Annotated in this window: 31 protein-coding genes; 18 read left to right on the plus strand and 13 right to left on the minus strand. The window is 68.8% G+C overall.

Annotation, left to right across the window (positions count from 1 at the left end; translation table 11 throughout):
* Nucleotides 1-122: 122 nt before the first annotated feature.
* The 4 genes from ABZY89_RS07105 to ABZY89_RS07120 are packed head-to-tail and all read left to right on the plus strand — an operon-like array spanning nucleotide 123 to nucleotide 3,716.
* Nucleotides 123-1,253, plus strand: a complete 1,131-nt coding sequence (locus ABZY89_RS07105) for an ABC transporter substrate-binding protein (RefSeq protein WP_355225839.1) — start codon at nucleotides 123-125, stop codon at nucleotides 1,251-1,253.
* A gap of 2 nt (nucleotides 1,254-1,255) precedes the next feature.
* Nucleotides 1,256-2,089: an ABC transporter ATP-binding protein gene (locus ABZY89_RS07110; protein ID WP_350720500.1), complete on the plus strand. Its 834-nt coding sequence runs from the start codon at nucleotides 1,256-1,258 to the stop codon at nucleotides 2,087-2,089.
* A 14-nt stretch (nucleotides 2,090-2,103) separates the two neighbouring features.
* Nucleotides 2,104-2,913 (plus strand): ABC transporter permease subunit, encoded by an 810-nt coding sequence (locus tag ABZY89_RS07115; RefSeq protein WP_355225841.1) that lies wholly within the window; start codon nucleotides 2,104-2,106, stop codon nucleotides 2,911-2,913.
* Between the two features lie 11 nt (nucleotides 2,914-2,924).
* Complete coding sequence (locus ABZY89_RS07120; protein ID WP_355225843.1) at nucleotides 2,925-3,716, plus strand: ABC transporter permease subunit; 792 nt, start codon at nucleotides 2,925-2,927, stop codon at nucleotides 3,714-3,716.
* Nucleotides 3,717-3,834: 118 nt separating this feature from the next.
* Here ABZY89_RS07120 and ABZY89_RS07125 read toward each other — a convergent pair whose 3' ends face one another.
* The 8 genes from ABZY89_RS07125 to ABZY89_RS07160 all read right to left on the minus strand — a co-directional run bounded on the left by ABZY89_RS07125 (nucleotide 3,835) and on the right by ABZY89_RS07160 (nucleotide 9,994).
* The gene (locus tag ABZY89_RS07125) at nucleotides 3,835-4,314 is read right to left on the minus strand and encodes a nucleoside deaminase (RefSeq protein WP_355225845.1); all 480 of its coding nucleotides are present in this window, start codon (nucleotides 4,312-4,314) and stop codon (nucleotides 3,835-3,837) included.
* A gap of 46 nt (nucleotides 4,315-4,360) precedes the next feature.
* The gene (locus ABZY89_RS07130; protein ID WP_355225847.1) at nucleotides 4,361-5,194 is read right to left on the minus strand and encodes a MurR/RpiR family transcriptional regulator; all 834 of its coding nucleotides are present in this window, start codon (nucleotides 5,192-5,194) and stop codon (nucleotides 4,361-4,363) included.
* 5 nt (nucleotides 5,195-5,199) lie between these two features.
* Complete coding sequence (gene pucL, locus ABZY89_RS07135) at nucleotides 5,200-6,075, minus strand: factor-independent urate hydroxylase (RefSeq protein ID WP_355225849.1); 876 nt, start codon at nucleotides 6,073-6,075, stop codon at nucleotides 5,200-5,202.
* Nucleotides 6,075-6,389 carry a hydroxyisourate hydrolase gene (uraH, locus tag ABZY89_RS07140; RefSeq protein WP_355225851.1) on the minus strand — a complete coding sequence of 105 codons (315 nt, stop codon included), beginning with the start codon at nucleotides 6,387-6,389 and terminating at the stop codon, nucleotides 6,075-6,077. Before uraH ends, pucL begins: the two co-directional genes overlap by 1 nt.
* 11 nt (nucleotides 6,390-6,400) lie before the next feature.
* Nucleotides 6,401-6,895 carry a 2-oxo-4-hydroxy-4-carboxy-5-ureidoimidazoline decarboxylase gene (gene uraD / locus ABZY89_RS07145; protein ID WP_355226024.1) on the minus strand — a complete coding sequence of 165 codons (495 nt, stop codon included), beginning with the start codon at nucleotides 6,893-6,895 and terminating at the stop codon, nucleotides 6,401-6,403.
* Between the two features lie 75 nt (nucleotides 6,896-6,970).
* Nucleotides 6,971-8,506, minus strand: a complete 1,536-nt coding sequence (locus tag ABZY89_RS07150; RefSeq protein WP_355225853.1) for an AtzH-like domain-containing protein — start codon at nucleotides 8,504-8,506, stop codon at nucleotides 6,971-6,973.
* Nucleotides 8,503-9,558: an acetamidase/formamidase family protein gene (locus tag ABZY89_RS07155; protein WP_355225855.1), complete on the minus strand. Its 1,056-nt coding sequence runs from the start codon at nucleotides 9,556-9,558 to the stop codon at nucleotides 8,503-8,505. Before ABZY89_RS07155 ends, ABZY89_RS07150 begins: the two co-directional genes overlap by 4 nt.
* A 58-nt stretch (nucleotides 9,559-9,616) precedes the next feature.
* Nucleotides 9,617-9,994 carry a DUF202 domain-containing protein gene (locus tag ABZY89_RS07160; protein ID WP_355225857.1) on the minus strand — a complete coding sequence of 126 codons (378 nt, stop codon included), beginning with the start codon at nucleotides 9,992-9,994 and terminating at the stop codon, nucleotides 9,617-9,619.
* Between the two features lie 45 nt (nucleotides 9,995-10,039).
* Between ABZY89_RS07160 and ABZY89_RS07165 the strand changes: the two genes are divergently transcribed.
* The 4 genes from ABZY89_RS07165 (at nucleotide 10,040) to ABZY89_RS07180 (ending at nucleotide 12,715) form a co-directional block, all read left to right on the plus strand.
* Nucleotides 10,040-10,867: a thioesterase family protein gene (locus tag ABZY89_RS07165; protein ID WP_355225859.1), complete on the plus strand. Its 828-nt coding sequence runs from the start codon at nucleotides 10,040-10,042 to the stop codon at nucleotides 10,865-10,867.
* Nucleotides 10,868-11,030: 163 nt separating this feature from the next.
* Entirely contained in the window at nucleotides 11,031-11,462 is a 432-nt protein-coding gene (locus ABZY89_RS07170; protein WP_355225861.1) for a hypothetical protein, read from the plus strand.
* Between the two features lie 350 nt (nucleotides 11,463-11,812).
* The gene (locus ABZY89_RS07175; RefSeq protein ID WP_355225863.1) at nucleotides 11,813-12,130 is read left to right on the plus strand and encodes a hypothetical protein; all 318 of its coding nucleotides are present in this window, start codon (nucleotides 11,813-11,815) and stop codon (nucleotides 12,128-12,130) included.
* 177 nt (nucleotides 12,131-12,307) lie between these two features.
* On the plus strand, nucleotides 12,308-12,715 hold the full coding sequence (locus ABZY89_RS07180; protein ID WP_355225865.1) for a hypothetical protein: 408 nt from the start codon (nucleotides 12,308-12,310) through the stop codon (nucleotides 12,713-12,715).
* A 274-nt stretch (nucleotides 12,716-12,989) separates the two neighbouring features.
* Here ABZY89_RS07180 and ABZY89_RS07185 read toward each other — a convergent pair whose 3' ends face one another.
* The gene (locus tag ABZY89_RS07185; protein ID WP_355225867.1) at nucleotides 12,990-14,588 is read right to left on the minus strand and encodes a D-alanyl-D-alanine carboxypeptidase family protein; all 1,599 of its coding nucleotides are present in this window, start codon (nucleotides 14,586-14,588) and stop codon (nucleotides 12,990-12,992) included.
* Nucleotides 14,589-14,700: 112 nt separating this feature from the next.
* Between ABZY89_RS07185 and ABZY89_RS07190 the strand changes: the two genes are divergently transcribed.
* From ABZY89_RS07190 to ABZY89_RS07215, 6 genes are all read left to right on the plus strand, one after another.
* Complete coding sequence (locus tag ABZY89_RS07190; protein WP_355225869.1) at nucleotides 14,701-15,414, plus strand: (deoxy)nucleoside triphosphate pyrophosphohydrolase; 714 nt, start codon at nucleotides 14,701-14,703, stop codon at nucleotides 15,412-15,414.
* Complete coding sequence (gene mshB / locus ABZY89_RS07195) at nucleotides 15,411-16,346, plus strand: N-acetyl-1-D-myo-inositol-2-amino-2-deoxy-alpha-D-glucopyranoside deacetylase (protein ID WP_355225871.1); 936 nt, start codon at nucleotides 15,411-15,413, stop codon at nucleotides 16,344-16,346. The genes ABZY89_RS07190 and mshB overlap by 4 nt, the downstream gene beginning before the upstream one ends.
* Nucleotides 16,343-16,699, plus strand: a complete 357-nt coding sequence (locus tag ABZY89_RS07200) for a hypothetical protein (RefSeq protein ID WP_355225873.1) — start codon at nucleotides 16,343-16,345, stop codon at nucleotides 16,697-16,699. The genes mshB and ABZY89_RS07200 overlap by 4 nt, the downstream gene beginning before the upstream one ends.
* A gap of 62 nt (nucleotides 16,700-16,761) precedes the next feature.
* The gene (locus ABZY89_RS07205; protein WP_355225874.1) at nucleotides 16,762-19,122 is read left to right on the plus strand and encodes a VanW family protein; all 2,361 of its coding nucleotides are present in this window, start codon (nucleotides 16,762-16,764) and stop codon (nucleotides 19,120-19,122) included.
* Nucleotides 19,123-19,231: 109 nt separating this feature from the next.
* The gene (locus ABZY89_RS07210) at nucleotides 19,232-20,062 is read left to right on the plus strand and encodes an alpha/beta fold hydrolase (RefSeq protein WP_355225876.1); all 831 of its coding nucleotides are present in this window, start codon (nucleotides 19,232-19,234) and stop codon (nucleotides 20,060-20,062) included.
* Nucleotides 20,063-20,082: 20 nt separating this feature from the next.
* Nucleotides 20,083-20,472 carry a VOC family protein gene (locus tag ABZY89_RS07215; protein ID WP_355225878.1) on the plus strand — a complete coding sequence of 130 codons (390 nt, stop codon included), beginning with the start codon at nucleotides 20,083-20,085 and terminating at the stop codon, nucleotides 20,470-20,472.
* A 2-nt stretch (nucleotides 20,473-20,474) separates the two neighbouring features.
* Here the strand turns inward: ABZY89_RS07215 and ABZY89_RS07220 are convergent, their stop codons facing one another.
* Nucleotides 20,475-21,362, minus strand: coding sequence for a GNAT family N-acetyltransferase (locus ABZY89_RS07220; RefSeq protein ID WP_355225879.1), 888 nt, complete (start codon nucleotides 21,360-21,362; stop codon nucleotides 20,475-20,477).
* A 79-nt stretch (nucleotides 21,363-21,441) separates the two neighbouring features.
* Between ABZY89_RS07220 and fdxA the strand changes: the two genes are divergently transcribed.
* Genes fdxA through ABZY89_RS07235 form a run of 3 tightly spaced genes read left to right on the plus strand, consistent with a single transcriptional unit; the run spans nucleotide 21,442 to nucleotide 23,583 of the window.
* On the plus strand, nucleotides 21,442-21,765 hold the full coding sequence (gene fdxA, locus ABZY89_RS07225) for a ferredoxin (RefSeq protein ID WP_008358813.1): 324 nt from the start codon (nucleotides 21,442-21,444) through the stop codon (nucleotides 21,763-21,765).
* The gene (dapC, locus tag ABZY89_RS07230) at nucleotides 21,765-22,871 is read left to right on the plus strand and encodes a succinyldiaminopimelate transaminase (protein ID WP_355225881.1); all 1,107 of its coding nucleotides are present in this window, start codon (nucleotides 21,765-21,767) and stop codon (nucleotides 22,869-22,871) included. Before fdxA ends, dapC begins: the two co-directional genes overlap by 1 nt.
* Nucleotides 22,872-22,923: 52 nt before the next feature.
* Nucleotides 22,924-23,583: a hypothetical protein gene (locus ABZY89_RS07235; protein ID WP_355225883.1), complete on the plus strand. Its 660-nt coding sequence runs from the start codon at nucleotides 22,924-22,926 to the stop codon at nucleotides 23,581-23,583.
* 45 nt (nucleotides 23,584-23,628) lie between these two features.
* Here ABZY89_RS07235 and ABZY89_RS07240 read toward each other — a convergent pair whose 3' ends face one another.
* From ABZY89_RS07240 to dapD, 3 genes are all read right to left on the minus strand, one after another.
* Complete coding sequence (locus ABZY89_RS07240) at nucleotides 23,629-24,474, minus strand: hypothetical protein (RefSeq protein ID WP_355225885.1); 846 nt, start codon at nucleotides 24,472-24,474, stop codon at nucleotides 23,629-23,631.
* 225 nt (nucleotides 24,475-24,699) lie between these two features.
* Nucleotides 24,700-25,548 (minus strand): hypothetical protein, encoded by an 849-nt coding sequence (locus tag ABZY89_RS07245; RefSeq protein ID WP_355225887.1) that lies wholly within the window; start codon nucleotides 25,546-25,548, stop codon nucleotides 24,700-24,702.
* Nucleotides 25,549-25,574: 26 nt separating this feature from the next.
* The gene (dapD, locus tag ABZY89_RS07250) at nucleotides 25,575-26,504 is read right to left on the minus strand and encodes a 2,3,4,5-tetrahydropyridine-2,6-dicarboxylate N-succinyltransferase (protein ID WP_141803449.1); all 930 of its coding nucleotides are present in this window, start codon (nucleotides 26,502-26,504) and stop codon (nucleotides 25,575-25,577) included.
* Nucleotides 26,505-26,572: 68 nt separating this feature from the next.
* On the opposite strand from dapD, the gene ABZY89_RS07255 reads away from it, so the two are divergent.
* Nucleotides 26,573-26,863 (plus strand): hypothetical protein, encoded by a 291-nt coding sequence (locus ABZY89_RS07255; RefSeq protein ID WP_355225889.1) that lies wholly within the window; start codon nucleotides 26,573-26,575, stop codon nucleotides 26,861-26,863.

The following is a 26,863-nucleotide window of genomic DNA, read 5'->3' on the forward strand; positions in this document are numbered from 1 at the left end:
TCGAGAGTTTCGTCTTGAAAGGGTCGTTACAACGCCGAAACGCCAGTGCCAGCCCCTGAAACCTCCGCTCGCTACGGTCCCCGAAACCTATGCGTGACACTCCTCGAAGGGAACTCGTTTCGATGTCTACCCCCGCCTCTCGGACCTCGCGACGTAAGTCTGTACACCGCCGATATCTGCACCGTCGGGCCGCCGCGGCCCTCCTGGCCCTGGTCGCCGCCACCACCCTGGCCGCCTGCGGCTCCGACTCCGAAGAAGGCAGCAGCGAGGAGGGCTTCGGCACCATCTCGATGCAGTACTCCTGGATCAAGAACGAGGAGTTCGCCGGCGAGTTCTACGCCGAGGACAAGGGCTACTACGAGGAAGCCGGCTTCGACGCGGTCAACGGCATCTCCGGCCCCGACACCGGCGTGGCCAAGCTGCTCTCCGGCAAGGTCCAGGTCGCCATCAACGACGCGGCCTCGGTCGGCTCCGCGATCGCCGAGCAGGAGGCGCCGCTGAAGATCATCGGCGCCACCTTCCAGAAGAACCCGTTCACCATCCTCTCGCTCAAGGACGGCGGCAACATCGCGACGCCGGCCGACCTCAAGGGCAAGAAGATCGGCGTCCAGGACTCCAACGTCAACGTCTTCAAGGCGATCCTCGCGGCCAACGGCCTGGAGGAGAAGAAGGACGACATCACGGTCGTCCCGGTCGAGTTCGACCCGACGCCGCTGATGAAGGGCCAGGTCGACGGCTTCATGGCCTACCTGACCAACGAGGCCATCACCGTCGAGATGGCCGGCCACGAGATCACCAACCTGCCCTACGCCGAGAACGGCGTGCCGTACGTCGCCGAGACCTACACCGTCACCGACCAGTACCTCGCCGAGAACCGCGACCTCCTCAAGGCGCTGCTGACTGCCGAGATCAAGGGCTGGACCGAGACCTTCAAGAACCCCAGCGACGAGGTGGTCAAGGTCGTCACGACCCACTACAACCAGGCGGCCAGCGACTCCGACGGTCTCGAGGCCAGCTTCGGTGAGCTCGACCCGGTCAAGACCAAGCGTGGTCTCGAGGAGTCGCAGAAGCTGATCTCGACGCCGGAGACCGAGAAGAACGGCCTCTTCACCATCTCCGAGGAGCTCCAGCAGCAGACCGTCGACTCGCTCGCCGCCGCCGGCTGGGAGGTCTCGGTCGAGGACCTGTTCGACACCTCGATCATCGACGAGATCTACGAGGAGAACCCCGAGCTCAAGGACTACCAGAAGTAGTCATGGCCGAGAACAAGCTCATGGATGCCGGTGCTCCCGCTGCGGAGACCGGTGGCGGCACCGGCATCCACATCTCCGGAATCAGCAAGGTCTTCGGCTCCGGATCGAAGGCCGTCACCGCGCTCAAGGACACCGAGCTCCACACCGACCAGGGCTCGTTCCTGGCTCTGCTGGGGCCCTCCGGCTGCGGCAAGTCGACGATCCTGCGGATCCTCGCGGGCCTGGAGACGCCGACGAGCGGAGAGGCGTACGTCGACGGCAAGGCTCCCGCCGAGCTGCGGCGTGACTCCGAGCTGGGGATCGCGTTCCAGGACCACGCACTGCTGCCGTGGCGCTCGGTGGTCGGCAACATCAAGCTCGTCTTCGAGGTCGCCGGGCGGCGTCCCGACATGTCCTACATCCACGAGCTGATCAAGCTCGTAGGGCTGGAGGGCTTCGAGAAGGCCCGCCCCGCGCAGCTCTCCGGCGGGATGCGGCAGCGGGTCTCGATCGCCCGGGCGCTCGCGCTCAAGCCTTCGGTGCTCCTGCTCGATGAGCCGTTCGGTGCGCTGGACGACATGACCCGGCAGAACCTCAACCTGGAGCTGCTGCGGATCTGGACCGAGAAGCCGGCGACCACGCTGCTGGTCACTCACGGCGTGAACGAGGCGATCTTCCTCTCCGACCGGGTCGCGGTGATGTCGCCGCGACCGGGCCGGATCAAGGAGATCATCGAGGTCGACCTTCCCCGGCCGCGTACGCCGGACATGATGCGTACGCCGGAGTTCCACGCATTGGCCGACCGGGCTTCCGAGCTGCTCTTCGGTGACGACGGGCGCGCCGAGGCGGAATCTTGAACAAGCAGAGTTTGATGCGACCGAGTCAACAGCTGGCCGGCTGGGTGGCCGGTCTGATCGGCGTGGTCACCCTCTTCGTGCTGTGGGCGGTCGTGGCCGTGGCCGGGTTCCCGCCCGACCCCGGGACCGGGTTCACGCCGGTGCCGCCGCCATGGACGGTCCTCTCCGAGATGGCCGCCGCGGGTCCGTCGGCGTTCTGGGACGGCGTGCTCCGGGAGACGCTGATGGAGGCGTCGATCGGGTTCCTCTGGGGCAACCTGATCGCCCTGCTGCTGGCCTCGCTGGTGCTGCTGGTGCCGTGGCTGGAGCCGATGATCATGCAGATCGCGGTGACGACGTACTGCCTGCCCGTGGTCGCCGTGGGCGGCATCTCGATCGTGGTCCTCGGCGGCGCCGAGCAGCCCGGTGACCCGTCCAAGACGTCGATCTTCCTGGCCGCGCTGATGGTCTTCTTCACGACCGTCGTCGGGGCCGTGCTGGGGTTCAAGTCGGCCGATCGCGCCTCGCTCGACGTGGTGCGGGTCTACGGCGGGTCGGTGTGGACGCAGCTGGTGAAGGTACGCCTCGTCGCGGCCGTGCCGGCGATCCTCAACGCGCTGCAGATCGCGGTGCCGACCGCGATCCTCGGTGCCGTGCTCGGCGAGTACCTCGGCTCCACGGACCGTGGCGTCGGGCGCACGCTGATCGTGCTGCAGGGCAAGCCCGACCCGGAGCGGCTCTGGGCCGTCTTCCTGGTCTGCGCCCTGGTCGCCCTGGCCGGCTACCTGCTGCTGGGGCTGGTTTCGCGTCTGGTGACGCCGTGGGTCGCTGGGAGGTCGGGATGAGGTCAGGTGCCATGGGTCTGTCGCGGGCGGTCCTGGGGCCGGTGCTGCACACCGTCGCCGCGCTGGCGATCGTGGTCGTGCTCTGGCAGGCCTTCGTGTCGTTCTCCAGCGTCTCGGAGTTCGTCGCGAAGGGGCCGCTGGACGTCCTCGACCATCTCTTCACCGGGCCGGACGCGGCTGCCCACCGGGCGGAGCTGTTCCCGCTGACGTGGGTGACCCTGAGGGACGCCGCGCTCGGCTTCCTCGCCGGGATGGCGCTCGCGGTGGTGGCGGCGGTGCTGTTCAACCTGTCGCGTACGGTCGAGGCCGGCGTGATGCCGCTGGCGCTGCTGCTGCGCTCGATCCCGCTGGTCGCGATCGCTCCGGTGGTCATGCTGATCACCGGCCGCGCGTCGACCGCGTCGGTCGTGGTGCTCGGGATCATCGTGGTGCTGTTCCCGGCGCTTGCCGCGGTCCTGTTCGGGCTCTCTCAGGCCTCGCCGCAGTCGCTGGACCTGGTCGCCGTCTACGGCGGATCGCGGCTCACCGCGATCCGGAAGGTGTCGCTGCCGGGAGCGCTCCCGTCGATCTTCGCCGCCGCCCGGGTCTCGGTGCCCGGCGCCGTGACCGGCGCGCTGCTGGCCGAGTGGCTCTCGACCGGCAAGGGCATCGGCGGCAACATCCAGAAGTTCCCCGCCGCTGCCCGGTTCGACGACCTGTGGGCAGCCGTCGCGATCATCACCGTGGTCACGCTGGTGCTCTACAACCTCGTCCAGCTCCTGGAGTCGGTCGCGCTGGAACGGATGGGGATGACGACCCGGTAGCGCCGAGGCGTCACGTACGTCGCGCGAAGCGTCACTCCCGTCGGCTGAGTGGGCAATCTGATGCCAACTCGGCCGACGTACGTGACGCCTCGGCCGACGGGGGTGACGCCTCGGCAGGTCAGTAGTCGGTGCGGTCCTGCTTCGCGAGCCAGGCGTCGAACGGGTCGTACGCCTGCGGGATCCGCAGCTCGTCGACCTTGGTCGGCCAGTCGTGGTGCTCGTTGGCGCGGCCGGTCCCGAACAGGTCGTAGAAGGCGCGGTCGTCGAACCCGCCCTTGGCCGCGTCGTCACGGTCGGCCGCGTAGACGACGCGGTCCAGACGCGCCCACAGCCCGGTCGCCAGACACATCGGGCAGGGTTCGCACGAGGTGTAGAGCGTGCAGCCGGCCAGCGAGAAGCTGTCGGCCTCCTTGCAGGCGGCACGGATCGCGACGACCTCGGCGTGGGCGCTCGGATCCAGGTCGCGCGTGACCCGGTTCTGGCCGGTGCCGAGCAGGATGCCCTCGCGCAGGATGATGGCCCCGAACGGGCCACCGCCGTTGTCGACGTTGCGCACGGCGAGTGCGATCGCCTGCTCCAACCACATGATGTCGCTCATGAGATCCCCCCGGATCGATGTCCTACTGCCATTCTGCTCCCAGGCATCACTCGACCTCGTGGAGCCGGTCGTAGGTGGCACTGATGGTCGAGACGCGGTCGCGTCCGGCCCGTCCCCGCTCGTGGAGTACGCCGTCGGCGAGGACGCTCGCCAGCGACATCGGCGCGGCCAGGGAGTCGAAGGCGAGAGCGCCCTGGACCGGGCACTCCAGCGCGATGTCGGCACGGCCGAGGTGGACCGTTCCGGTCGGGTCGGCGATCACGATCACCGTGCTCCCGGAGGCCGCGGCGGCGTCGACGAACTCGCCGAAGCCCGGCGGCCGGCGCCGCAGCCCGACCGCGACCACCACCGATCCCTCGCCGAGCTCGGCCAGCTCCTCGCCGATGACCTGGCCGGGAGCAGGCGCGAGCGTGACCCGCTCGCGGGTCTGGGTGAGCTGCTGGCGCAGATGGAGCGCGACCGGGTAGGAGTTGCGCCAGCCCGCGACCATCACGTCGCTCGCCCCGGCGATGGCCTCGATCGCCTCGGCGATGCCCGCCTGTTCCACGACCCGCGCGATCGCGGCCGCCTCGCCCTCGGCGTGGGCGCTCAGGTCCGGAGCGCCCTCGACCCGTCGCGGCTCGCCGGCCGTACGCAGTCCACGCAGGTGGTCGCGTACCTCATCGAAGCCGTCGAATCCCAGCGACCGGAAGAGCCGGCTCATCGTCGCCTTGGACACCTCCGCGAGCGAGGCCAGCTCGGCCGCGCGATAGGTCGCCAGGTCGTCGAGATGCTCCAGCAGCGTGTCGGCCGCCTTGCGCTCCTGGGGCGAGAGCTTCTGGTAGTTCGCGGCGATCCGCCGGTCGATCCGCTGGTCCACCCGAGCTGTGCTCACGGTCATGCGGGTCACGCGAACCCAGGTACTGAGGCCCAGGCGTCCGGCTCGGTCGATCCGTCGCGCTGCAGGGTCGCCTCGATGAGCCCGTAGGGGCGGTCGGCGGCGAAGAAGACCTCGTTCGGGTTCCCGAGGTCGAAGGGGGAGAGGTCGACGAGGAAGTGGTGCTTGTTGGGACAGGAGATCTTGAACTCCGCGATCCCGTCGAAGGCCTCCATCACGGCCCTGCCCATCTCGTAGATGGTCTGCTGCAGGGCGAGCGAGTGCACCTCGGCGAAGGTGTCGAGCATGATCGCGCGGATCCGGTCGTAGGCGTCGTTCCAGTCCTCCGGGTGGCTCTCCCACCGCCACCACGCGGTGACCTCGGTCGCCAGGATCCGGTCGGTCGTCTCGGCGAGGGTGGTGTAGCGGTCGCGCGGGAAGCCGTGGAACTCCGACCCGGTCGACTTGAGCACCACTAGGTCGGTCAGTCCCGACAGAACGAATTTTCGTTCGCCATAGCTGTTGACCACGGCCGTACGCGTCTCCTGACCGCGCCGGGCGAACGAAAATTCGTTCGCCGGGATGCGGTCCCAGGAGTAGGACTCCGCCTTCATCACCGACCCGGTCACCCACGGCTGCTCGGCCCAGTACGCGGTGAGGTCGAGCAGGAACGCCTCCGGCGAGGTGATGCCGAGCTCCTTGGCCTTCGCGTAGACCACGTTCTTCTGGGTGTCGGTGGCGTGCACGTGCACGTTGTCACCCTCGGTGAAGGCAGTCGCGAAGTCGCCTCTGAGCTGGGTGGACACGTTCAGGTCGTGGATGGTGTGCCGCGCGCCCTCCCGGTCGACCTTGACCAGGCGTACCTCCGCCTTGCCGTGCTGGTTGGGGCCAAGAGTGATCGACATCAGCTTCCTCGATAGGTCGTGTAGGAGAACGGGCTGAGCAGAAGGGCCACATGGTGGTGCTCGCCGGCGGTGACGGTGAACCCGATGGTCACCTCGGGGAAGAAGGTCTCGCGATCCTGCTCGGCGAACCACGGCCCGGTCGCGAAGGTCAGCATGTGCGGCCCGGGCGGCACCTCGCCGTCGAACCGGACCCGCCCGTCGGCGTCGGTGGTCGCGGTGCGCGCGCTGTCGTCGGGAAGAGTGAGGTAGAGCGCGAGCCCGGCGGCGGGCCGGCCGAGGGCGGCATCGAGGACGTGCGTGGAGACGGTGGTCATACCAAAACCTGTCATGCCAGCAAGCCTCGCAGCCGGAGCAACGCGATCTCGGCGAGCTGGCCCTTGGTCACCGTGATTTCGGTAGCCGGGTCGTTCTCCAGCCGCTCCTCGAGGAGCGCGAGCATCTCCTCGGCGCTGCGTCCCGCAGCCCGCACCAGGTAGATCCGCCCGAACCGCTCCTCGTAGGCCGCGTTCCCCGCCCTCAGCCGCGCCTGCACCTCGGCGTCGGCCGGGTCGACCCCGGCCTGCTCACGGGCGGAGAGTGCCGCGCTCTCCCCGTCCCCGGAGTGCCGCTCCCCGATCCGGGGGTGGTCGGCCAGAGCTGCCTCGACCTCCTCGTCCGTCCAGGCCGCGGCCAGCCGCCTCGCGGCGGCGAGCAGGTCCGGGATGTCCGTATAGGGCCGCCCCGCGACCAGCCCGGCCGCCCACGAAGGGATCGCGACGCAGGGTGCGACGACCCTCTCCGCCTCGTCGGCGGGCAGGGCATTGAACTCGGCGAGCGTCATGGTCACCACTGCAGCCTATGAAACGAGCGTTTCGGCGTCCGTAACGCAGGTTGCCTTTGTGTAACGCGCGGACGGCTACCCCGCGAAGCTCTGGGCCAGGGCGAGGAGGTCGCGATCGCGGCCGGGTGCGGCGACCAGGCAGAGCCCTGCCGGGAGGCTGGTGGGGGTGCGGACCGGGATCGAGACCGCGGGGAGGCCAGCGATTCCGGCGATGCAGGTGAGGCGCATGGTGTCGTCGCGCACCCCGGCAGCGTCGGCCGCCGTCGGTGCCACCGAGGAGGCGCTGGGGTAGGCGAGGATGCGGTCGCCGACGACGTCGAGGATCTCCGTACGGGCCTGCGCGAGCACGGCGCGCGCCTCGGCGGCCTGTTCCCGGGTCACCGACCGGGCCATCTCGAACCGCCCGCGCACCGCCTCGCCGAGCGTGTCGAGCCGGGTCTCGAGCCAGGCCCCGTGGGCCTGCCACGCCTGGTAGGCCTGACCGATGACGAAGGCCTGGCGCCACTCGTCCAGCCTGGCCGCCTCCCAGGCCAGCGGCTTGGCTTCAGGCAGCGCCTCGTTCACCGCGGTGGCGACGTCCTCCGTGGCGAGCCCGACCAGTGACGGCACCAGGTGGATCTCGTCCAAGGAGGGCGACGCCGCCGGCGCCTCCGGCAGCAGTACGTCACCCACCGCCTGCAGCAGGAACGCCGAACGTGTCATCCACCCGACGGTGTCGAAGGCCTTGGCGAGCGGGAGCAGGCCCTCGCGCGAGACGGCCCCGTGCGACGTACGGATCCCGTAGAGGCCCTGATAGGTGGACGGGACCCGGATCGAGCCGCCGGTGTCGGTGCCGAGGCCGATCGAGGCCTGGCCGAGGGCGACCGCGGTCGCCGAACCGGATGACGAGCCGCCGGGGATCCGGCCAGGAGCCTTCGGGTTCGGCGGCGCCCCGTAGTGGGCGTTGAGCCCCGACAGGGAGTAGGCGAACTCCTCGGTGCGCGCGATCCCGCGCACCGACGCCCCGGCGTCGAGCAGCGCGGCGACGGCGGCGGCGTGCGACGGTTCCGTCGGCGCCTGCTCCAGCCAGTCCGGGCTCCCGGCGCCGACCGCGAAACCGGCGACCGCGAAGAGGTCCTTGACCGCGACGGTCTCTCCCGAGAGCGCGCCGTCGGCGGTGTGCGAGGAGACCAGCGGGTCCCCGACGACCCGCCAGATCCGGGTGTCGAAGGCCGGTGCGGGCGCCGAGACATGGGCCGCGGTGACCTGCCAGCCGCCGTACTCGATCCGCACCGGGTCCCGCGCCCACAGCTGCGTCTGCAGCCCCCGCCCGCCGCGGTCGAGTTCGGTGACGGCCACGATCAGCGCGTGGTCGTCGTCGATCACCTGCACATGGGTCTGCACGATGCGCCGCTTCGGCGCGCCGCCGCGCGACCCACGAAAGGCCGAGATCTGCTCGTGCCCGACGAGCAACCCGGCGGCGTCGCCGCGCAGGGTGGTCGGTGAGTCGGCGAAGAGCGCGTCCAGAGCGGCGACGTCGTCGGACATCAGCGCGCTCTCGTACGCCCGGAAGGCCTGCAGCAGCCCGTGCGGGACCGGTTTGAGCTGGGCGCCGGCATGTCGAGGGGTCATAGGGCGAAGTCTGCCTTGCGGATCGTGGCGTGTACGCCTTTGACGACGTCGACGACCTGAGAGATCCGGAAGTCGGTGGCCGCCGAGAGATAGGCGTACGCAGCCTCCGGCTCCATCCCGAAGCGCGCGCTGAGCAGGGCGATCGCCGCCCGGACACAGTTCTGCGTGGCCACGTCGAGGGACTCGTCGAGCCCGGTGGGGATCAGGAATTCCGAGGTCTCCGCCAGCGGACCGGCGAGCTCGCCGAACCGCGTGGCGGCCTCCTCGCGAGCGACCAGGTCGAAGCGGAGCGTCGCCCGGAGCGAGGCCTCCAAGGCGGTCAGCGAGACCTCGCCGTCACCCTGCGCGAAGTGCGGGTCGCCGACGTACGCCAGCGCCCCGGCGACCTGGACGGGCAGGTAGAGGGTCGCCCCGGCCGTGAGCAGCCGGATGTCGATGTTGCCGCCGTGCGACCCGGGCGGGACCGAGTGCGGCCGCTCAGACCCCGGCACGGCGACCCCCATGATCCCGAGGAACGGGTCGAGGGCGAACGACGCCGGCCCGATCACCCCGCGACCGTCGACGACGGGGGTGAAGACGCTGTGCACTGGCGAGTCGCCACGCGGGAACTCGTCCGGCAGCGCGCCGCGCCCGTGCCGGTTCGACACCACCCCGTAGGGCACCCGCGGCAGCGTCTCCAGCACCGTGATCGCGAGCAGGTCTCCCACCTCGGCACCCTCGACCTCGATCGGCCGCGAGACCACGTGCGGACCGTCGACGCCGAAGGTCCGCTCGTAGCCCGACGCCGCGAGAGCGACCGCGTCGGAGAGGACCTCCGAGACGCCGTGGGCCGAGAAGAACCTCTCCGGGTCCCGCCCCTGGTCCTCGAGGATGCCCTCGTGGGAGATCGTGTCCACGGTCACCGAGGTCCCGGGCGCGACGCTCAGCACGGGGGAGTCCGTCGCGCAGGGCAGCCGCCCCCACAGCACGTTGTCGACCTCGGCCGGGAGGTACGTCGAGGAGCTGATCGGTCCGGTTCCCGGCTGCAGTGCCGTCACGGTGGGGGCAGTCATGGCCGAAACCGTATGGAACCGATGTTTCACGCTCGTGACGCGCGGATCAGCCGGTGGTTCAGAAGACGAGCGCGACGCCGAGGAGCACCGCGATGAGCAGCAGCGCCCCGGCGAGGATGAACCCGGTGGAGAAGGCCGGCAGCGGGCGGCGCTCCCGCATCGCGCGCTCGACCCGCGCCCAGCGGACCATCGCGAGGACCGTGCACAGGATCGCGGTGAGCACCAGCAGGGCGACCACCCCGATGCGTACGCCCTCCGCGGTCGGCACCTGGAACGAGTGCAGCGCGACCGCACCGGCGAGCAGGCCGAGCACGGTGCGTGCCCAGGCCAGGAAGGTGCGCTCGTTGGCCAGCGTGAACCGCGGGTCCGGCTCGGAGCCGTGGTGGTAGACCCAGTGCGGGTGCCGCGGGTCCTCCTTCGATGGCGTCTCGGTCATGCCCCCATCGTCCACCACATCGCGTCCCGATCTAGATTATTACCCATGGGTAATAGGGAACCGGCCGAGTTCGACCGTGACATCGCGGTCCGTGAGGTCGACGAGAAGACGTACGCGGCCGACCTGGCGCCCGGCTGGGTGGTCGGCGGCGGGGTGAACGGCGGCTACCTGCTCGCGGTGATCGCCAACGCCCTGCGGGCTCACCTGCCGAACCACCCGGACCCGATCGTGCTGAGCGCGTTCTACGCCGGCGCGAGCACCCCGGGGCCGGCGGAGGTCCGTATCGAGACCAAGCGGGACAAGGGCTCGCTGGCCATCGCGACCGCCGAGCTGTGGCAGGGCGAGGAGCTGCGGATCACCACCACCGCGACGTACGCGGACCTCGACGGTCTCCACGCCAAGAGCAGCGGCTTCGAGCGGGTCACCGCGACCGAGCCGGAGCTGCCGCCGCTCGATGAGTGCCTCTCCTCGACCACGGCGCCCGAGGAGATGAAGAAGTTCGTACCGATGCTGGACCGCTACGAGCTCTGCGTGCCGAAGGAGCAGTTCGTCTGGGGCGGCGCCGCGCCTACCGGCGAGGCGGTCTTCACCGGCTGGTTCCGTCACCACGAGCGCGAGCCCGACCCGATCTCGCTGCTGCAGGTGCTCGACGCGCTCCCGCCGGTCACCTTCGGGCTCGAGCTGCCGGGCTGGGCGCCGACCCTCGAGCTCACCTGCCACATCCGCCACAAGCCGGCGCCGGGCTGGCTCAAGGTCACCCACTTCTCCCGCAACCTCTCGGGCGGCATGTTCGAGGAGGACTGCGAGGTCTGGGACTCCGAGGGCAAGCTGGTCGCGCAGGCGCGTCAGCTGGCTCGGCTGCCGCGCGGCTGACGGCAGCGCGAGAATCACCACGCTAGGAAAGCCGTAACCAACCTCGTAGAGGCCGAATCCGACGTTGCTGCCCACTCGCTAAGCCTCGACACGCCGCTAACATATGTCGGTGTGCTAGGTGGCGGGACAACAATTAAGCAGGAACCAGGATGGTAGCCACGATATGACCGCCGATATCGATACAGTTCTCAACTGCTGGACCAGTAAAGTGGCTTTTCTTGCTACTGGAGACCCGAAAGAAGCGAGCGAGGTACGCGAAGGACTTGAAACTTCGCTAGCCAATAGCGATCCTAGACTGTATCGGGAAACTGTCGACAGGCTGGCAGGGCTGCAATTCAACAAGACATTCGTCGTCTTGGTTGTCGGAGTTGTGCTTGTTGGAGTTCTTGTTCGAGCACTCGATTTGCCGGGGTACGGATTAGGCCTGAGTCTTGCGACGAGTGGCGCAATATTTATGGGACTTCTCAGCGGTCTCAGGCTCACCGCATTGAGGCGGCTGGGAAGTCTTCAGATAGTCGCCTATCGTTCGATCATCTTCATTGCCGCTTTCCCTGCAGCTGCAAGTTTAGTCGTGTTTCTTGTGCGCCTCGTGTGAGAACTTGTGCCTGACCGCTTTCGAGCAGGTCAGGCACCGTCGACATTAAACGCTGGACGAAGGGTGGCGCCAGTGCTGTTCTGGACGTGGTGGGATCGACTGCCGTCGCTAGTTTCGGGGCATCGCTCGGAGCATTGTGCGGGCCCCTGTCGAGGTATGTGCACCGGTCGGAGGTGTCCTTGGGGGTGGGCTGGTGGTATGGCCGCCGACGAGATTAATAGTGGTGCTAAAGGAGGAGCCACATGATAGACAATGGCGACCCTTTCGTAGACGGGTTATTCACTGCGGGTTCGACTGTACTTGCCTTGCTGACTTTCATTTGGCATTGGGCGTTCCGCAGAGGAAGCCCGGTGGTTCGCCAGGCCATCAACCAAGAAACCGGCCAATTCGTCAAAGGGTGCTTCGCTGCCCTTCCGGGTGGACTCATGTTCGTTGGCGGATCCCTCATGGGTGCTGCTGATCTGCTATTCGACGCGCCGGACACCCTTGCTGCTGCGGTCGCTGTGTTCTGGGTGTTGATGGTCGTGTGGGTCGTGAAGGAGTTGCGCTGGCCAACGTTGCGGAGGACGCCTGACTGGCTTCGAGTAGAACTTCGAAGGAACACCGTGCTGCGGGATCAGCTTGTCGGTAAACGGATCAAGTTCGCTGACCGCGGACGTCTCGAGTAGCAGTCGCATGGTTCAGGTGTCGTTGGGCTACAGTTGGCTTCCGGAGGGCATAGGTTGATCGGAATTGGCGTCCGTAAAGGGCTAAGAAATACCAGCGGCTGGGTATCAGGGAAACCAATACTGAGGGCACGGTTGCGGCACAGCGGTGCGCCTATGTGGGGAACTAGTCGACTTGCGATGGTCGGCGGAAACTTGTGGATTTTCCTGGTAATTGCATTCATGCTGGCGGTCACGCGCGATGCGTGGACGATTGAGTGGGTTGTCGGGTTTATCGCCGTAGGCGCCTCGGCGTCGTGGCTGTTCATTCTTCGCCCTTGGGTCGGCATCGACGGCGATGACCTGATTGTGGTCAATCCCCTCGGAGGATGGCGAGTCAGTCTGACCGATGTAGCTTGGGTCGAACCGGCGTCCACAGGATTAGAAATAGTACGACGTGATGCGTCGTCTGTGACGGCTTGGGCGATCCAACAGGGTAACTTGACGACTGCGTTTGGGCGTCCGTCTAGAAGCAAAGAGATAGCATCAGAAATACAGGAAGAAGCCACCGCGGCGAAGGTTCGTTTGCAGGCGTCGAGCGACGAATGAACCCGCAGATCGCTATCCGGCGGGGATTTCCCCTCTTGGTTCAAGTGGCATTGACAGTAGGTTCATCGACGCTCGTTTACATGGACCCTCTGACGTGAAGGGCCACGCTGAGTCGACGCTTGGACCATTTCGAACGGGACGCTGATGATGCTGGGACGAGAGACCCAAACCTGTCCCGAGATTCAGAGCCCATACAGCGGTGGTCGTCAGGATCCCGACTGCCATGGACAAACTGAACGGTGACTTGGCTACAGTTGGTGGTCGTCCGTGCGCGTCACATCGGGGCGCAGCGGTCCTTCCCGCCGTACGCGTCCCAGTGCCACGCCTCGGGCGCGTACTGCTTCAGTCCGACACTCAGCGCCGTCTTGTTCAGGAACCGCCACACCGCGCTGGCCGGCTCCGAGGCCCGCGTCGCGCAGGTCTTGCCGCCGGTCGCGCTGGGCTGCTCGAAGTCGATGGCGATGCCGAGCTGGTGGGATGAGTGGCCGGGCTGCGCGGTGAGCGTGTAATCACCGGTCGGGCAGCCGCCGGTGGCGTCCTCCTGGCACAGCGCCTTCTGCTTCTTCATCGTCCGGAACGAGCTGCCCGCGACCAGGTCGATGCCCTGCTTCGAGGCCTTCTTGACCAGCGCCGCCGCGGCCCCGGAGATGCGTGCGTTGACGACGGTCAGGCCGTCGGAGCCGTCGATGTAGTAGGGGTCGCCCTTGGTGCTCTCGGTGCCCGTGTTGGGCAGCCCCTCGACCGCGCAGAGCCGCACCGGGATCAGCTTGCCCTCGTCATATCCCTCGCCCTCGCCGAGGTCCTTCGTCCCCGGCGAGCACACGAGCGCGGTCGAGTCGGCGCGTACGTTGCCGACCGGCCTCGTCGGTGCCGCGACCTCGAGGAGCTTGCCCTCGGCGGCGCCGGCGGCGCGCTGCTCGGAGGCCTTCACGGCCAGCTCGGCGAGGTGGCCGGTGACCCCGCCCGCGCTCGTGTCGGCGTCGGTCTGGGCGGCGTCCGGTGCCGTCTTCGGGACGTCCTCGGGGCAAGTCGTGATCGACTCGCTCAGCGGCTTCTGGGTCCCGGTCGCGAGGGTGATGTTCGCGCACACGACCGTGGTGTGGTCGCGCTTTGCGTAGGTGTCCTGCCAGGTCCGGTAGCCGGCCACCGAGAAGCTGTTCCCGGTCTCGTCCGCCTGCAGCGTACGCAGCCTCAGGCCGTCGCCGTAGGCGCCCGGCTGCTCCAGCCAGGTGCCGATGTCCGCGGCAGTGACCTCCCAGCCGACGCTGCGCAGCGACGCGACCGCCACCGACAGGTCGCTGCCGACGCCGTTCAGGTCGTCGGTCGTCGTCTGCTCCCACTTCTGCATCTGGTCGTAGAAGTCGTACGCCCCGTAGCCGCCGACACCGACCAGCGCGAGCACCAGCAGGCTCATGAGAATCTTCGGCCACCGCCGCTTCTTCGGTGGCTCTGACCCGAACCGGCCGGGGCCCAAACCCTGCGGGTAACCCGGGGGCGGCTGCTGCCCGTAGGGCTGCTCGGGGTACGGCTGCTCGGCGTAGGGCTGCTCGGGGTAGGGCTGATCCGGATAGGGCTGCTGGCCGTAGGGATCCTGCTCAGGCAGATAAGGCTGCTGCTGTGCCGGCGGGTAGGGCTGCTGCTGACCCGGGTACGGCCGCTGCTCGGAGTAGCGCTGCCCACCCGGGTAGGGCTGGTGCTGCCCCGGATGAGGCCGCTGCTGACCGGGGTGCTGCTGACCCGGGTGCGGCTGCTGAGGTCGGCCCGGCTGGGCCTGTGGTCGTTGGGGCTGCCGCGGGCCGGGGAAGGGCTGCTGCCCCCGGTAGGGCGGGCGAGGCTCGCCGGGTCGCCGCGGCGGCCATTGCTGATCGCTCATGAGCGGACCCCGGACGGGGGCAGGCAGGCGATGAGCAGAAGACGGCGGGGCACGGCGTTGGAGCGTACCCAAGAGACACCACTTTCCGGGTGTCTAGGGAACAATCTCACACGTGAACAGCCCCAAGACCGTAGTAGCCGCGGCGATCCTCAGCGCCGACGGCAAGCAGGTGCTGGCCGCTAGGCGTACGTCCCCGCCCGAGGCCGCCGGACGCTGGGAGCTCCCCGGCGGCAAGGTCGAGGAGGGGGAGACGCCCGAGGCGGCCCTCGTCCGGGAGATCGGCGAGGAGCTCGGCTGCCTGATCGAGGTGCTCGACTGGATGGAGGGCGAGTCGGCGATCGGCGGGACCACCGGCCGGCTGATCGCCGCGACCGCCCGGGTGGTCGCGGGTGAGCCGAGGCCGCGCGAGCACGACCAGGTCCTCTGGCTGGCGGCCGAGGACCTCGACTCGGTCGACTGGCTCGAGCCCGACCGTCCGTTCCTCGATGCGCTCCGCCACGTACTCGGCGTGCCCGAAGGGCCCACCCTGCGCGGCATCTTCTTCGAGGAGGAGTACGCCCGCTCGGCCGCCTCGACGCTGGAGCGCGAGGGCTGGACGGCCCGGGTAAGCCGCGAGCGCTACCAGGGCGAGGACGACGACGAGGACCACCCCTGGTCGGTGGAGACCGACGCCCCGGAGATGGTTCTGGAGCTCCTGGTCGACCAGTACGACGGCTGGCTCGACATCCCCGAGGACGCACCGGACGACTCGATCGCCCCCGAACCCGTCGAGCTCCCCGACAACCCGAAGCGGATAAAGCGCCCCGACCTAGGATCGAGTTCGTGACTTCTCAGAAGAGCCTGCTGCTCGTGCACGCCCACCCCGACGACGAGACGATCGCGACGGGGGCGACGATGGCGAGATACCTCGCCGAGGGCGCCCACGTCACCCTGGTGACCTGCACGGCAGGGGAGATGGGCGAGATCCTGGTGCCCGAGCTGGCCCACCTCGCCGCGGACCAGGACGACGCCCTCGGCGATCACCGCCGGGGCGAGATCGAGGACGCGATGGCGGCCCTGAAGGCGCCCGACGGCAGCCAGGTCGACCACCGCTGGCTGGGCGGGTTCGGCAACTACCGTGACTCCGGGATGACTTGGAGCGAGGACCGCACCCACGCGCTTCCCGACCCCGACGCCCGCGAGAACGCCTTCTGGTACGCCGACCTCAACGAGGCCGCCGACCACCTCGTCACGATCATCCGCGAGGTGCGCCCGCAGGTGCTGGTCACCTACGACGAGTTCGGCAACTACGGCCACCCCGACCACATCCAGGCTCACCGGGTCGCGACGTACGCCGCCCATCTCGCCGCCGTGCCGACCTACAAGAAGGAGCTCGGCGAGGCCCACGAGATCGACCGGATCTTCTGGACCGCGATCGCGGAGAGTTGGATCCGCGAGGGGCTGCGGGCGGCCCGCGCCGCCGGCGACGAGGACGCGCTCGGCGGGATGGACCCCGAGGGTCCGCTGCCGATGGCCACCCCTGATGTCGACATCGCCGCCGCGATCGACGGCACCGCCTTCGCCGACCAGAAGGTCGCCGCGATGCGCGCCTACCCCACCCAGATGGACATGGAGCAGGGCATGTTCGCGATGACCAACAGCCTCGGCACGACCGCGTGGTCCCAGGAGCACTTCCGGATCGCCAAGGGAGCCGTTGAAGGGACTGTCGAAGGGGCTGTCGACGGGACCACCCTGACTGACCTCTTCGCCGGGTTGTGAGGCCGCTCGGCGGCGGCCTGGCTCGTTGTGGGGCCGGTCTTCTCCTCGGTCTCGTCGTCGGGGTCGCGGCGGTCGCTGTCCACCCGTGGTGGTGGGGTCTGCCGCTCGCGTTGGCCGCGTCCTCGGCGATGCTGCTCGTGCTCCCGCGCGGGGTCTCGAGGATCGCGTACGCCGCGGCCTGGGCGATCGTGGTCGCGTTGGCCGCGACGCCGAGGCCGACCGGCGGGTATGCCGTCGCGGGCGACGTGGCGGGATACCTGATGATCTTCTGGGCCGTGCTGATGATCGTGGTGGCCACCGCGACCGTGTCGAGGGTCGCTTCCAGGGCGGATCAGGACCTCACCGGGAAGTGACGAACGTCCCAAGATGGGCTACGGGTTCGGCCTAGGGGGGTATAGGTCCTAGGCTCTCCCGCATGTCCAATGAGCCCGAGGCCTCCAAGGCCCCCGAGCCCGCGAAGCAAACTGACGCGGCCGGGTCCAACGCCAGCCAAGCTGGCGCGGACGATGCTGCCATCGAGACGATCATGATCCCTCAGATCGAGATCGACGCCCGTGTTGCCGAGTCCACGGGTGCCAAGCCGGTTCCGAACGACGCCGATGACGAGCCTGACGGCGCGACCCGAATGGTCCCCGCCGGCGACTTCGACGAGGATCCGGCCGAGGAGACCCTGCTGCGCAGCACGATGCTGCGCTCGGAGCTGCCGAAGCGTGCCGAGCTGCCGGAGGAGGACAACTTCCTGTTCGTCTCGAAGAACCGGAAGTTCGCCCCCGAGCCGGACGCGGTCGACGCCGCCCCCGAGCTGGCCAGCGACGCGGCCACCGAGATCGCGCTCGACAACCAGGCCCAGAACGCTCCCGACTTCGATGACGAGCCGCTCGAGGAGACCGTCATGGGCGTCGGGCCGTTCGTCGTGCACGAGCCGGCCCCCGCCGACCAGCCCGGCTTCGACCAGCCCGGCTACAACCAGTCGGGCTACGACCACTCCGCCTTCGAGCAGCCCGACTACGCAAAGCCGGTCGCGGCCGAGAGCAAGCCGCTCGGCACCGGCACCAAGGTCGCCGCCGCGATCGCGGGCGGCGTCGCCATCCTGGCCTTCGCCGGCTGGGCTGCTGCGTACGCCGTGGCCGGGGAGAAGATCCCCGAGGGCACCACGGTCGCGGGCGTGGACATCGGCGGCATGACGGCCAGCGAGGCGACGCCGCTGCTGGACCAGAAGTTCGCGCCGGCCCACAGCCAGCCGATCAACGTGACCGCCGGCGACAGCACGACCGAGGTCAACCCGGCCGACGCGGGCCTGAGCTTCGACGCCGAGGCGACGATCGAGAAGACCGACGCCGTACGCAGCTGGAGCCCGATCAAGCTGTGGAAGCACTTCACCGGCGGTGGCGAGATCGAGCCCGTCATCAAGGCCGACGACAAGCTGATCGCCAAGGTCGCGGCCAAGGTGAACAAGCGCGCCGGCACCCCCTTCAAGGACGGCGACGTCGTCATCAAGAAGGGCAAGATCAAGACCACCCAGCCGGTCGCCGGCGAGGGTGTCAGCGACGAGGCGCTCCGGACCGCGCTCGCCGGTCAGCTGCTCGTCGAGGGCGACCGCAAGGCCGACGTACCTCTCGCGGAGCTCACCCCCGACGTCGACGAGGCCGACGTCCAGGAGGCGGTCGACAAGGTCGCCACCCCGGCGGTCTCCGGCCCGATCACGCTGAAGTTCGAGAAGACCCCGGTGGAGCTGTCCCCGAAGGAGTTCGGCGACGCGATCCGGTTCGACCCCAAGGACGGCGAGCTGCAGGCCTCGGTGGCGCCCAGCAAGCTCAAGAAGGTGCTCAAGAAGGCCCTCGCCGACGACGCCGCGAAGCCGGTCGACGCGACCATCAAGATGGTCAACGGCGCTCCGAAGGTCATCCCCGCCAAGCCGGGTGTCACCTTCAACCAGAAGGACCTGGAGGCGGTCTTCCTCGACGTCGTCACGGCGCCCAAGGGCGAGCGCACCGTCGAGGTGAAGTCGAAGGTCGCAAAGCCGAAGGTCACCACCGAAGAGGCCAAGGCCTGGGGCGTGAAGGAGAAGGTCTCGACCTTCACCACCAACTTCCCCTACGCCGAATACCGCAACGTCAACATCGGCCGCGCCGCCGAGCTGGTCAACGGCACCGTGCTCGCGCCGGGCGACACCTTCTCCCTGAACGGCATCGTCGGGGAGCGTACTGCTGCCAACGGCTTCACCAAGGGCTGGATGATCCAGAACGGGATCTTCCGCGAGGACTACGGCGGCGGTGTCTCGCAGATGGCGACGACCACGTTCAACGCGATGTTCTTCGCCGGTCTCCAGGACGTCGAGCACAAGGCGCACTCGCTCTACATCGACCGCTACCCGATCGGCCGTGAGGCGACGGTCGCCTGGCCCTCGCTGGACCTGAAGTTCAAGAACAACACCAAGTACGGCGTCCTGATCCGCTCCTGGGTCAACCCCGCCAGCGCCAGCGGCCAGGGTTCGGTCACCGTCGAGATGTGGTCCACCAAGATCTGGGACATCAAGACCCGCACCGGCGAGCGCTACGACTTCAAGCAGCCGGGCAAGCAGAAGATCACCGACGGCAACTGCGAGAACACCGTCGGCGCCCCGGGCTTCTCGATCAACGTCTGGCGCGACTTCTACAACCCCGGATCGGGCGCGAAGGTCGACACCCAGACCTTCAAGACCACCTACATCCCGCAGGACGAGGTCGAGTGCACCGACGAGTCGGAGAAGCCGCCGCCGCCCGCCGACCCCAACTGACCCGAGTCGGCCGGTTCTGACCACAACCAACGCCGAGTCGGCGCGTCATGACGCGCCGACTCGCCGTCGTTGACCGTGACGCGGATCACAGCTGCTCGTTGAAGCAGTCATGCGCCCGTTTCTGTTGAGTCTTCTCGCTGCTGTCGCACTCGTCCTGACCCCGATCGCGTCACCCGCAGCGGCGGGGCCGAGCCGGACCGGGATCCCGCTGCCGGGATCGCCCTACGGCGACCCGGCCGGGTCCAACGACTGGGCGTGCGCGCCGTCGGCGGAGCGCCCGACGCCGGTGATCCTGGTGCACGGCACCTTCGGCGACCGCCGCTCGCTATTGGACCCGATCTCGCTGGCCATGAAGCGGGCCGGGTTCTGCGTCTACTCGTTCGACTACGGCAACCGTGCGACCGGCGACATCCGGGACTCTGCGGCTCACCTGGGTGAGTTCATCGAGCGCGTACGCGAGGTCACCGATGCCGACAAGGTGTCCCTCGTCGGTCACTCCCAGGGCGGGATGATGCCGCGCTACTACATCAAGAACCTCGGTGGAGCCGCTCACGTCGAGGACCTCGTCGGCCTCGCCCCCTCCAACCACGGCACGGCCATCGTCTTGGACGGGACCGCGTTCGGGGCCACCGGGCTGTGCCAGTCCTGTGCCCAGCAGGCCGCGGGCTCGCAGTTCCTCGCCGACCTGAACGCCGGCGACGAGACCCCGGGCGACATCTCCTACACCCAGATCGTCACCGCCACCGACGAGGTGGTCGTGCCCCACACCTCCGGCCTCCTCGCAGAGGGCCCGAACACCACCAACGTACGCATCCAGGACGCCTGCGCCCTCGACCTCTCCGACCATCTGCTCATCCCGATGAGCACCTCCGCCATCGCCCTCACCCTCGACGCGCTCACCCACGAAGGCCCCGCATCCCAGGCCCTGAAGACCTGCTGACCGCGCCCTACCGTTCACCCATGCACCTGGACCTGGTCACGATCGTCGTTCCCGACTACGACGAGGCGGTGGGGTTCTTCCGCGACGTCCTTGGCTTCGAGGTCACCGAGGACGCCCCGTCGACCACGAACGACGGCCGCCCGAAGCGATGGGTGGTCGTACGCCCGCCCGGCGGCGGCACCGGCTTCCTACTCGCCCGGGCCGACGGCCGCGCACAGACCGAGAGGGTCGGTGACCAGACCGGCGGCCGGGTGACGTTCTTCCTGCGCGTGGACGACTTCACAGCGGCGTACGAGAAGCTGGTCGGCGCCGGGATCGAGCTCGTCGGGACGGTGCGCGAGGAGCCCTACGGCACCCTCCAGGTCTTCAGAGACCCCTTCGGCAACCTGTGGGACCTGCTGGCGGGCTGACTCTACTGAGTGGGCGAGGCGTAGTAGCGGCAGCGGTGGTGCTCGGTGAAGCCGAGGCCCTCGTAGAGCGCGAGGCCGGGGGCGTTGTTGGTCTCGACGTGCAGCCAGGCGGCGCGGGCACCGCGTTCGGCGCCCCACTCGAGCAGGGTGGCGAGGGCCTTGGTGGCGAGGCCCTGGCGACGGTGTGGCTCGGCGACCTCGAGGTCGTGGATGGCCAGCCAGTCGCGTTCCATCGTGCCCATGATCCGGGCGGTGTCGCCGAGGGTGATCAGGACCTGTGCGTCGTTTGCCTGGATCTCGACGCGGGCGTCCTCGACGGGGGGAGGCAACAGGCGGCGGGTGGCGGCGAGTCCGGCGAGCTGGAAGCCGACGGTCACATCCTCGACCCAGCCGCGCGCGACCACGGCCTCCTCGACCGTGGAGCCGACCTCGATCTTCACCCGCGGGCGCTTGTGGCGGCTCCGGTAGTAGCTCTCGACCCGGTCGATGGCCTCATCCAGCCCGACGCCGGGGTCGCCGATCGCCAGCGCCGAGTTGGGCCGCCGCCGGACCGAGACCTCGTGGTCGAAGAGCACCCACTCGCCCAACGGCTCAGAGGTGGTGCCGGGGAAGATCGCGGCGCTGAGCAGCTCGGCCTCGCGCACCCCGATCCGCAGGCGTACGTTCGGCCGCGGCGGCACCGGTTTGCCGGAGACGATCTCGGCGACGGGCACGCTCACCTGCTCCCCGGACTCACGCTCGATGACCGCGATGCCGTCGGCCCAGGACGTACAGACTCCGAGGATGTCGGTGAAGGCGGGGCCGCCGGTGGGCCCGGTCTCGCCGGGCACAAGACGACGGATGACGATCCGCTTGCCGACGACATGTGGTCCCAGGAGATGAGCAGGCACGTGGGGATACTAGGCTGTTCCCTGAAGGGCCAGTCGTGCCCCTCTGACTTTCGTGATACCCCGCTTGGAGGAGCCCCGAATGACGTACGTCATCGCCCAGCCCTGTGTTGACGTGAAGGACAAGGCTTGCGTCGACGAATGTCCGGTGGACTGCATCTACGAAGGCAAGCGGATGCTCTACATCCACCCCGACGAGTGTGTCGACTGCGGCGCCTGCGAGCCGGTGTGCCCGCCCGAGGCGATCTTCTACGAGGACGACACCCCGGAGGAGTGGAAGGAGTACTACGACGCCAACGTCAAGTTCTTCGACGACCTCGGTTCGCCCGGTGGCGCTGCCCGCATGGGTGAGATCGACAAGGACCACCCGTTCGTCGCCGCGCTGCCCCCGCAGAATCAGGACTGATGCCGGCCTCGATCCCAGTCTCGCAGCGGCTGCCTGACTTCCCCTGGGACAAGCTCGCTCCCTTCAAGGAGAAGGCGTCCGCGCACGCTGACGGGCTGGTCGACCTCTCGGTCGGGACTCCGGTCGACTCGACCCCGGCGGTGGTGCAGAACGCGCTCCGTGGGGCCGCAGACTCCCCGGGCTACCCGACCACGATCGGCACACCCGCGGTACGTCAGGCCGCGATCGATTGGCTTGCGCGCAACCACGGGGTCGACGGCCTCGGGCTGGACAACATACTGCCGGTGATCGGCTCCAAGGAGCTGATCGGATCGCTGCCGCTGCACCTCGGCGTCGGGCAGGGTGACCTGGTCGCCTACCCGGAGCTCGCCTACCCGACCTACGAGGTCTCCGCGGCTCTCGTCGGCGCCGACACCGTCGCCACCGACTCGCTGGTAGCGCTGGGCCCGAAGGCGCCGAAGATCCTGTGGATCAACTCGCCCTCCAACCCGAGCGGCCGGGTGCTCCCGGTCGAGCACCTGCGCAAGACGGTCGAGTGGGCGCGCGAGCGCGGCACGCTACTGATCTCCGACGAGTGCTACATCGAGTGCGCCTGGGAGGCCTCGCCCGTCTCGGTGCTCCACCCGGACGTCTGTGGCGGCTCCTACGAGGGCATCCTCGCCGTCCACTCGCTCTCCAAGCGCTCCAACCTCGCGGGCTACCGCTGCGCCTTCGTCGCCGGCGACGCTTCAGTCCTGGGTGAGGTCCTCGCGGTCCGCAAGAACCTCGGCCTGCAGATGCCCGGCCCGCAGCAGGCCGCCATGGTGACCGCGCTGGGCGATGACCAGCACGCCAAGGAGCAGCACGCCCGCTACGCCGCCCGGCGCACCAAGCTCAAGACGGCGTTGGAGTCGGCCGGCTTCCGCATCGACCACTCCGAGGCCTCCCTCTACCTGTGGTCGACCCGTGACGAGGACTGCTGGGCCACCGTCGAATGGCTCGCCGAGCGCGGCATCCTCGCCGCTCCCGGCACCTTCTACGGCCGCGCCGGCAGCCAGCACGTGCGCATCGCCTTCACCGCCACCGACGAGCGCGTCGACGCGGCCGTCGCCCGCCTCGCGGCCTGAGACTGGAGTGTCTGACGGTCGCGACCGTGTCTCATGGGCCAGCCATGACTGGATGTTCGACCTGGTCGGCGACGATGAGTTACGTCGTCGACGTGCCGTGGCACGTAGCAACCGGCTGATCGAAGACCATCGACGGGCGAACGTCGCACGGAACGATGTCTGGTGGCGTGCGGGGAAGTCATGGGCCCCGGACGACGAGGCATTGGCCACGGAGATGAGGGCGGCAAGCGCGGTGCACTCTGCCACCTTCGACGAGACGATCTATGCGCCAATCAGTTCGTACCTTGAATCCCAGTACGTCCGTCGGTTCCAGTCGCTGGAACATGGAGAGCCCTACGCCGTGCTGTTCCTGACCTGGGGAGCGCGGTTTCCGGACGAGTGGAGGCGCGCCGACAAGTGGTGGTCTCGCGCGAGCACCAAGGACATGATTCTTCGGACGATGGCACGTCACGGGGTCACAGAGGAGCGCCGCGAAACTGTGGAAGGTCTGCTGCTGAGCGCCGTCAGCGGCCCGTACCGATGCAAGGACTGGCGCTACTCCGCGGTGGCTCGGATGATCGACAGTGAGGCATTGCGGGCCGGTCTCGACCAGATCGCGTCTGGCGCGGACGCGGATGCGAGCCTTCGCGCGCAGTTCGTGCTTTCCAGGCTTGAGGACCGCGCGCTCAGCGTCAATATCCGGTCATACGGGAACTGGCTCGCTCAGCGGTGACGACGGGTTCCTGTCCACTCGGCGAACGCTGACCAGAGCGGCGACCTAGTCGGCGACGTCGACGTGGACGTGGTCGCGGTGCTCGAGGATGGCCTGATCGCCGCCGCGGGGCGGGACCTCGTAGTCGCGCCAGCCGGCGCCGGAGCGGAACTTGGTCCAGATGCGGTCGTCGTAGATGACGGTCTCGATGTCGAGACGGTCGGCGTTGGCGACGAGATACTGCGCCAGGGACCAGCCCTTGATGTTGTTGGGGGCGTTGATGGGCCGAAAGAAGTAGTCGACCGCGCGGCCCTCGTAGTGGGCCGAGCCGACCATGTGTCCGGTGGTCACCCCGCCGGGCTGGAAACCGCCGTCGGGGAGGCTCCCGTAGATATTGCGTACGTCATCGCGCAGCGCCTCCGCGCGCGAGGTGAGCCCGGCGCCGCTGAGCCTGTCCGGGACCTCCTCGGCGCCGCCCTTGACGACACACGAGAACGCCTCGGGGGTGTTGCCGGTCAGCGCCGAGGCCAGGGCTCGCGCCTCGGGCTCGGCGTCGCGGTAGCTGTCGCGCGAGCCGTCGCTGATCTGCTGGGCGACGCCAGGGACGGACTGCTGGCGGTAGTCGGCGACGCCGGAGAGGCGGTCGTAGAGGCCGGCCGCCTTCGCCGGATCCCGTTCGAGCGAGTGGTCCGCGATCTCGACCGCCAGCACGACGGATGCCGCGCGGGCAGGGAGCCCGCGGCGTACAGCCTGGGCGGCGATCGCCGAGGCACGTTCGGCCTTCTCGGATGAGAGGTCGTAGGTCTCGCCCTCGGAGGTGACGGTGCAGGACTCGCGGGCGAGGACCGGGATGCCGCTGACTCCGACGCCGAGGAGCCGCAGGCCGGCGAAGACGAGGGCGACGGCGATCACGACGCCGAGGACTATGAGGTGCTTGCGAACCGGCCGCAGCTGCTTGCGGGCTTCCCGCGCCGACTTTCGCAGCGCCTCGCGCGCCGGTTCCGGCAGTCTCGGGGTCGCTGGCCGTCCAGTTGGGGGAGGCGCACTCGGAGGTGCACCGTGCGGTGGACTGGTCGGCGGACCCGTCGGGGTTCCCGGATTCGCGCTCACGGCACCAATCTTTACGTATGGAGCAAGTCAGGCGAGGGTGACGACGATCCGGTCGCCGTTGACCTTCGGGGTGTCGGCCCACTCCTCGTCCTTGCCGGCGGACCAGGTGCGGCCGTCGTAGGCGATGGAGGTGGCGCCGAACTCGCTGGCCCGGGCGAGTACGTAGTGGGCGACGGCCCAGCCGTTGCGCTGGCCGGTCTCGCCGGCGTCGACGGGGATGATCACCGTGCTGCCGTCGACCCGGGCGCGGCCGACCATCTGGCCGAGCAGCTGGTTGACCTCGGTCTTGGTCGCCTGAGGCTTCCCGGAGCCGGCCTCGGGCTCGTCGATCCGGCAGGTCAGCGCTGCGGGGGAGTAGCCGCTGATCGCGGAGGCGATGGCGCGGCCCTCGCCCTCGTGGTCGGCGTACGCCTCGGGGTAGGCCGAGCGCTGCACCTCCTGCGCCGCCTCGGTGACCACCATGTCCTCGTAGCCCTCGATCTTCACCAGCGCGTCGTAGAACTTGTTGGTGGCGTAGACCGGGTCCTGGACCTGCTCCTCGGTGCCCCAGCCCATCGACGGGCGCTGCTGGAAGAGGCCGAGCGAGTCCCGGTCGCCGTGGCTGATGTTGTAGAGCTTCGACTCCTGGATCGCGGTCGCGATCGCGATCGTGGCCGCCCGCGCGGGCAGGCCGCGCTTGAGCCCGAGCGCCGTGATCACGGCGGCGTTGCCCATCTGCTCGGGGTCGAAGCGCGCCTCGTACTCACCCGCGACCGCAGTGCACTGCTGCAGGTCGGGCAGGATCGAGTCCAGCTTGTCCGTCGCGGCCTGGACGACCCAGTAGATGCCGCCGGCGATCACGCTGAGCACCACCAGGGCGGTGAGAAGCTTCTTCAACTCGGCACTCTGCTCTTCGGTGAGAGTCAGTTGGCGTGGAGGGCGGCGTTGAGCTCGATGCCCTCGCCCTTCCACGGAACTGCCTCGATGGCGCCGCTGACAGAGTTGCGGCGGAAGAGAATGTTGGAGGCGCCGGAGAGCTCGCCGGCCTTCGTCACGGTGCCGTCGGGGAGCGTGACCTTGGTCCCGTACGTCACGTAGCACCCGGCCTCGACCACGGCGTCGTCACCCAGGGAGATGCCGATGCCGGAGTTGGCGCCGAGCAGGCAGCGCTGGCCGATGGAGATGACGGCCTTGCCGCCACCGGAGAGGGTGCCCATGATCGAGGCGCCACCACCGACGTCGGAGCCGTCGCCGACGACGACGCCGCCGGAGATCCGGCCCTCGACCATCGAGGCGCCGAGGGTGCCGGCGTTGAAGTTGACGAAGCCCTCGTGCATCACGGTGGTGCCGGAGGCCAGGTGGGCGCCGAGGCGGACGCGGTCGGCGTCGCCGATCCGGATGCCGCTCGGGACGACGTAGTCGACCATCCGCGGGAACTTGTCCACGCCGTAGACGGTGACGTGCTGGCCCGCGGCGCGCAGCCGGGCGCGGGTGAGCTCGAAGCCCTCGACGGCGCACGGGCCGGCGCTGGTCCACACCACGTTGGTGAGCAGTCCGAAGATGCCGTCGAGGTTCTGCCCGTGCGGCTGCACGAGGCGGTGGGAGAGGAGGTGGAGTCGCAGCCAGACGTCCTCGGTGGTCTCGGGCGCGGTCTCGAGGTCCTTGACCTCGACCAGGGCGACCCGCTGGGTGACCTGACGCACCTCGTCGGCGCCCTCGAGCGCGGTCAGCTCGGCCGGCGCCGTCGCGTCGGCGGGCTTCTCGCCCAACTGCGGGGCGGGGAACCACACGTCGAGGACGGAGTTGTCGGCGGCGTACGTCACGAGGCCGAAGCCCCAAGCTGCATTCGTCACGGGGCGCAGTCTAGTGGCCGAGCCTGAGTGGTCCCTTATCGACGGTCTCGACGTGCGAACATGTGGAGGTGAGTAAGAAGAGCGCGCCGCCGATGCCCCAGCTCCTCCAGGCCGAGGACGGCACCTGGACCCTGGAGATCCCCGGAGTGGCGACCAGCAAGGGTCATCCGGCGCCGGAGTGGGCGATGGCGAAGGGCGTGGAGGTCGTCCGCCGCGCCGCCTCCGACATCGTCCGCAGTTGGATCAACGGCAAGCCGGTGAGCGACGCCGAGAAGCAGGTGGTCCTGCTCGTCACCCGAGGTGACTCGCAGGTGTACGCCTGGCTCGACGCCGCCTTCGCCGACGACAGCCCCCGCTAG

Origin of the sequence: Nocardioides sp. NPDC006303, from assembly GCF_040613175.1 — a bacterium.
Lineage (GTDB): Bacteria > Actinomycetota > Actinomycetes > Propionibacteriales > Nocardioidaceae > Nocardioides.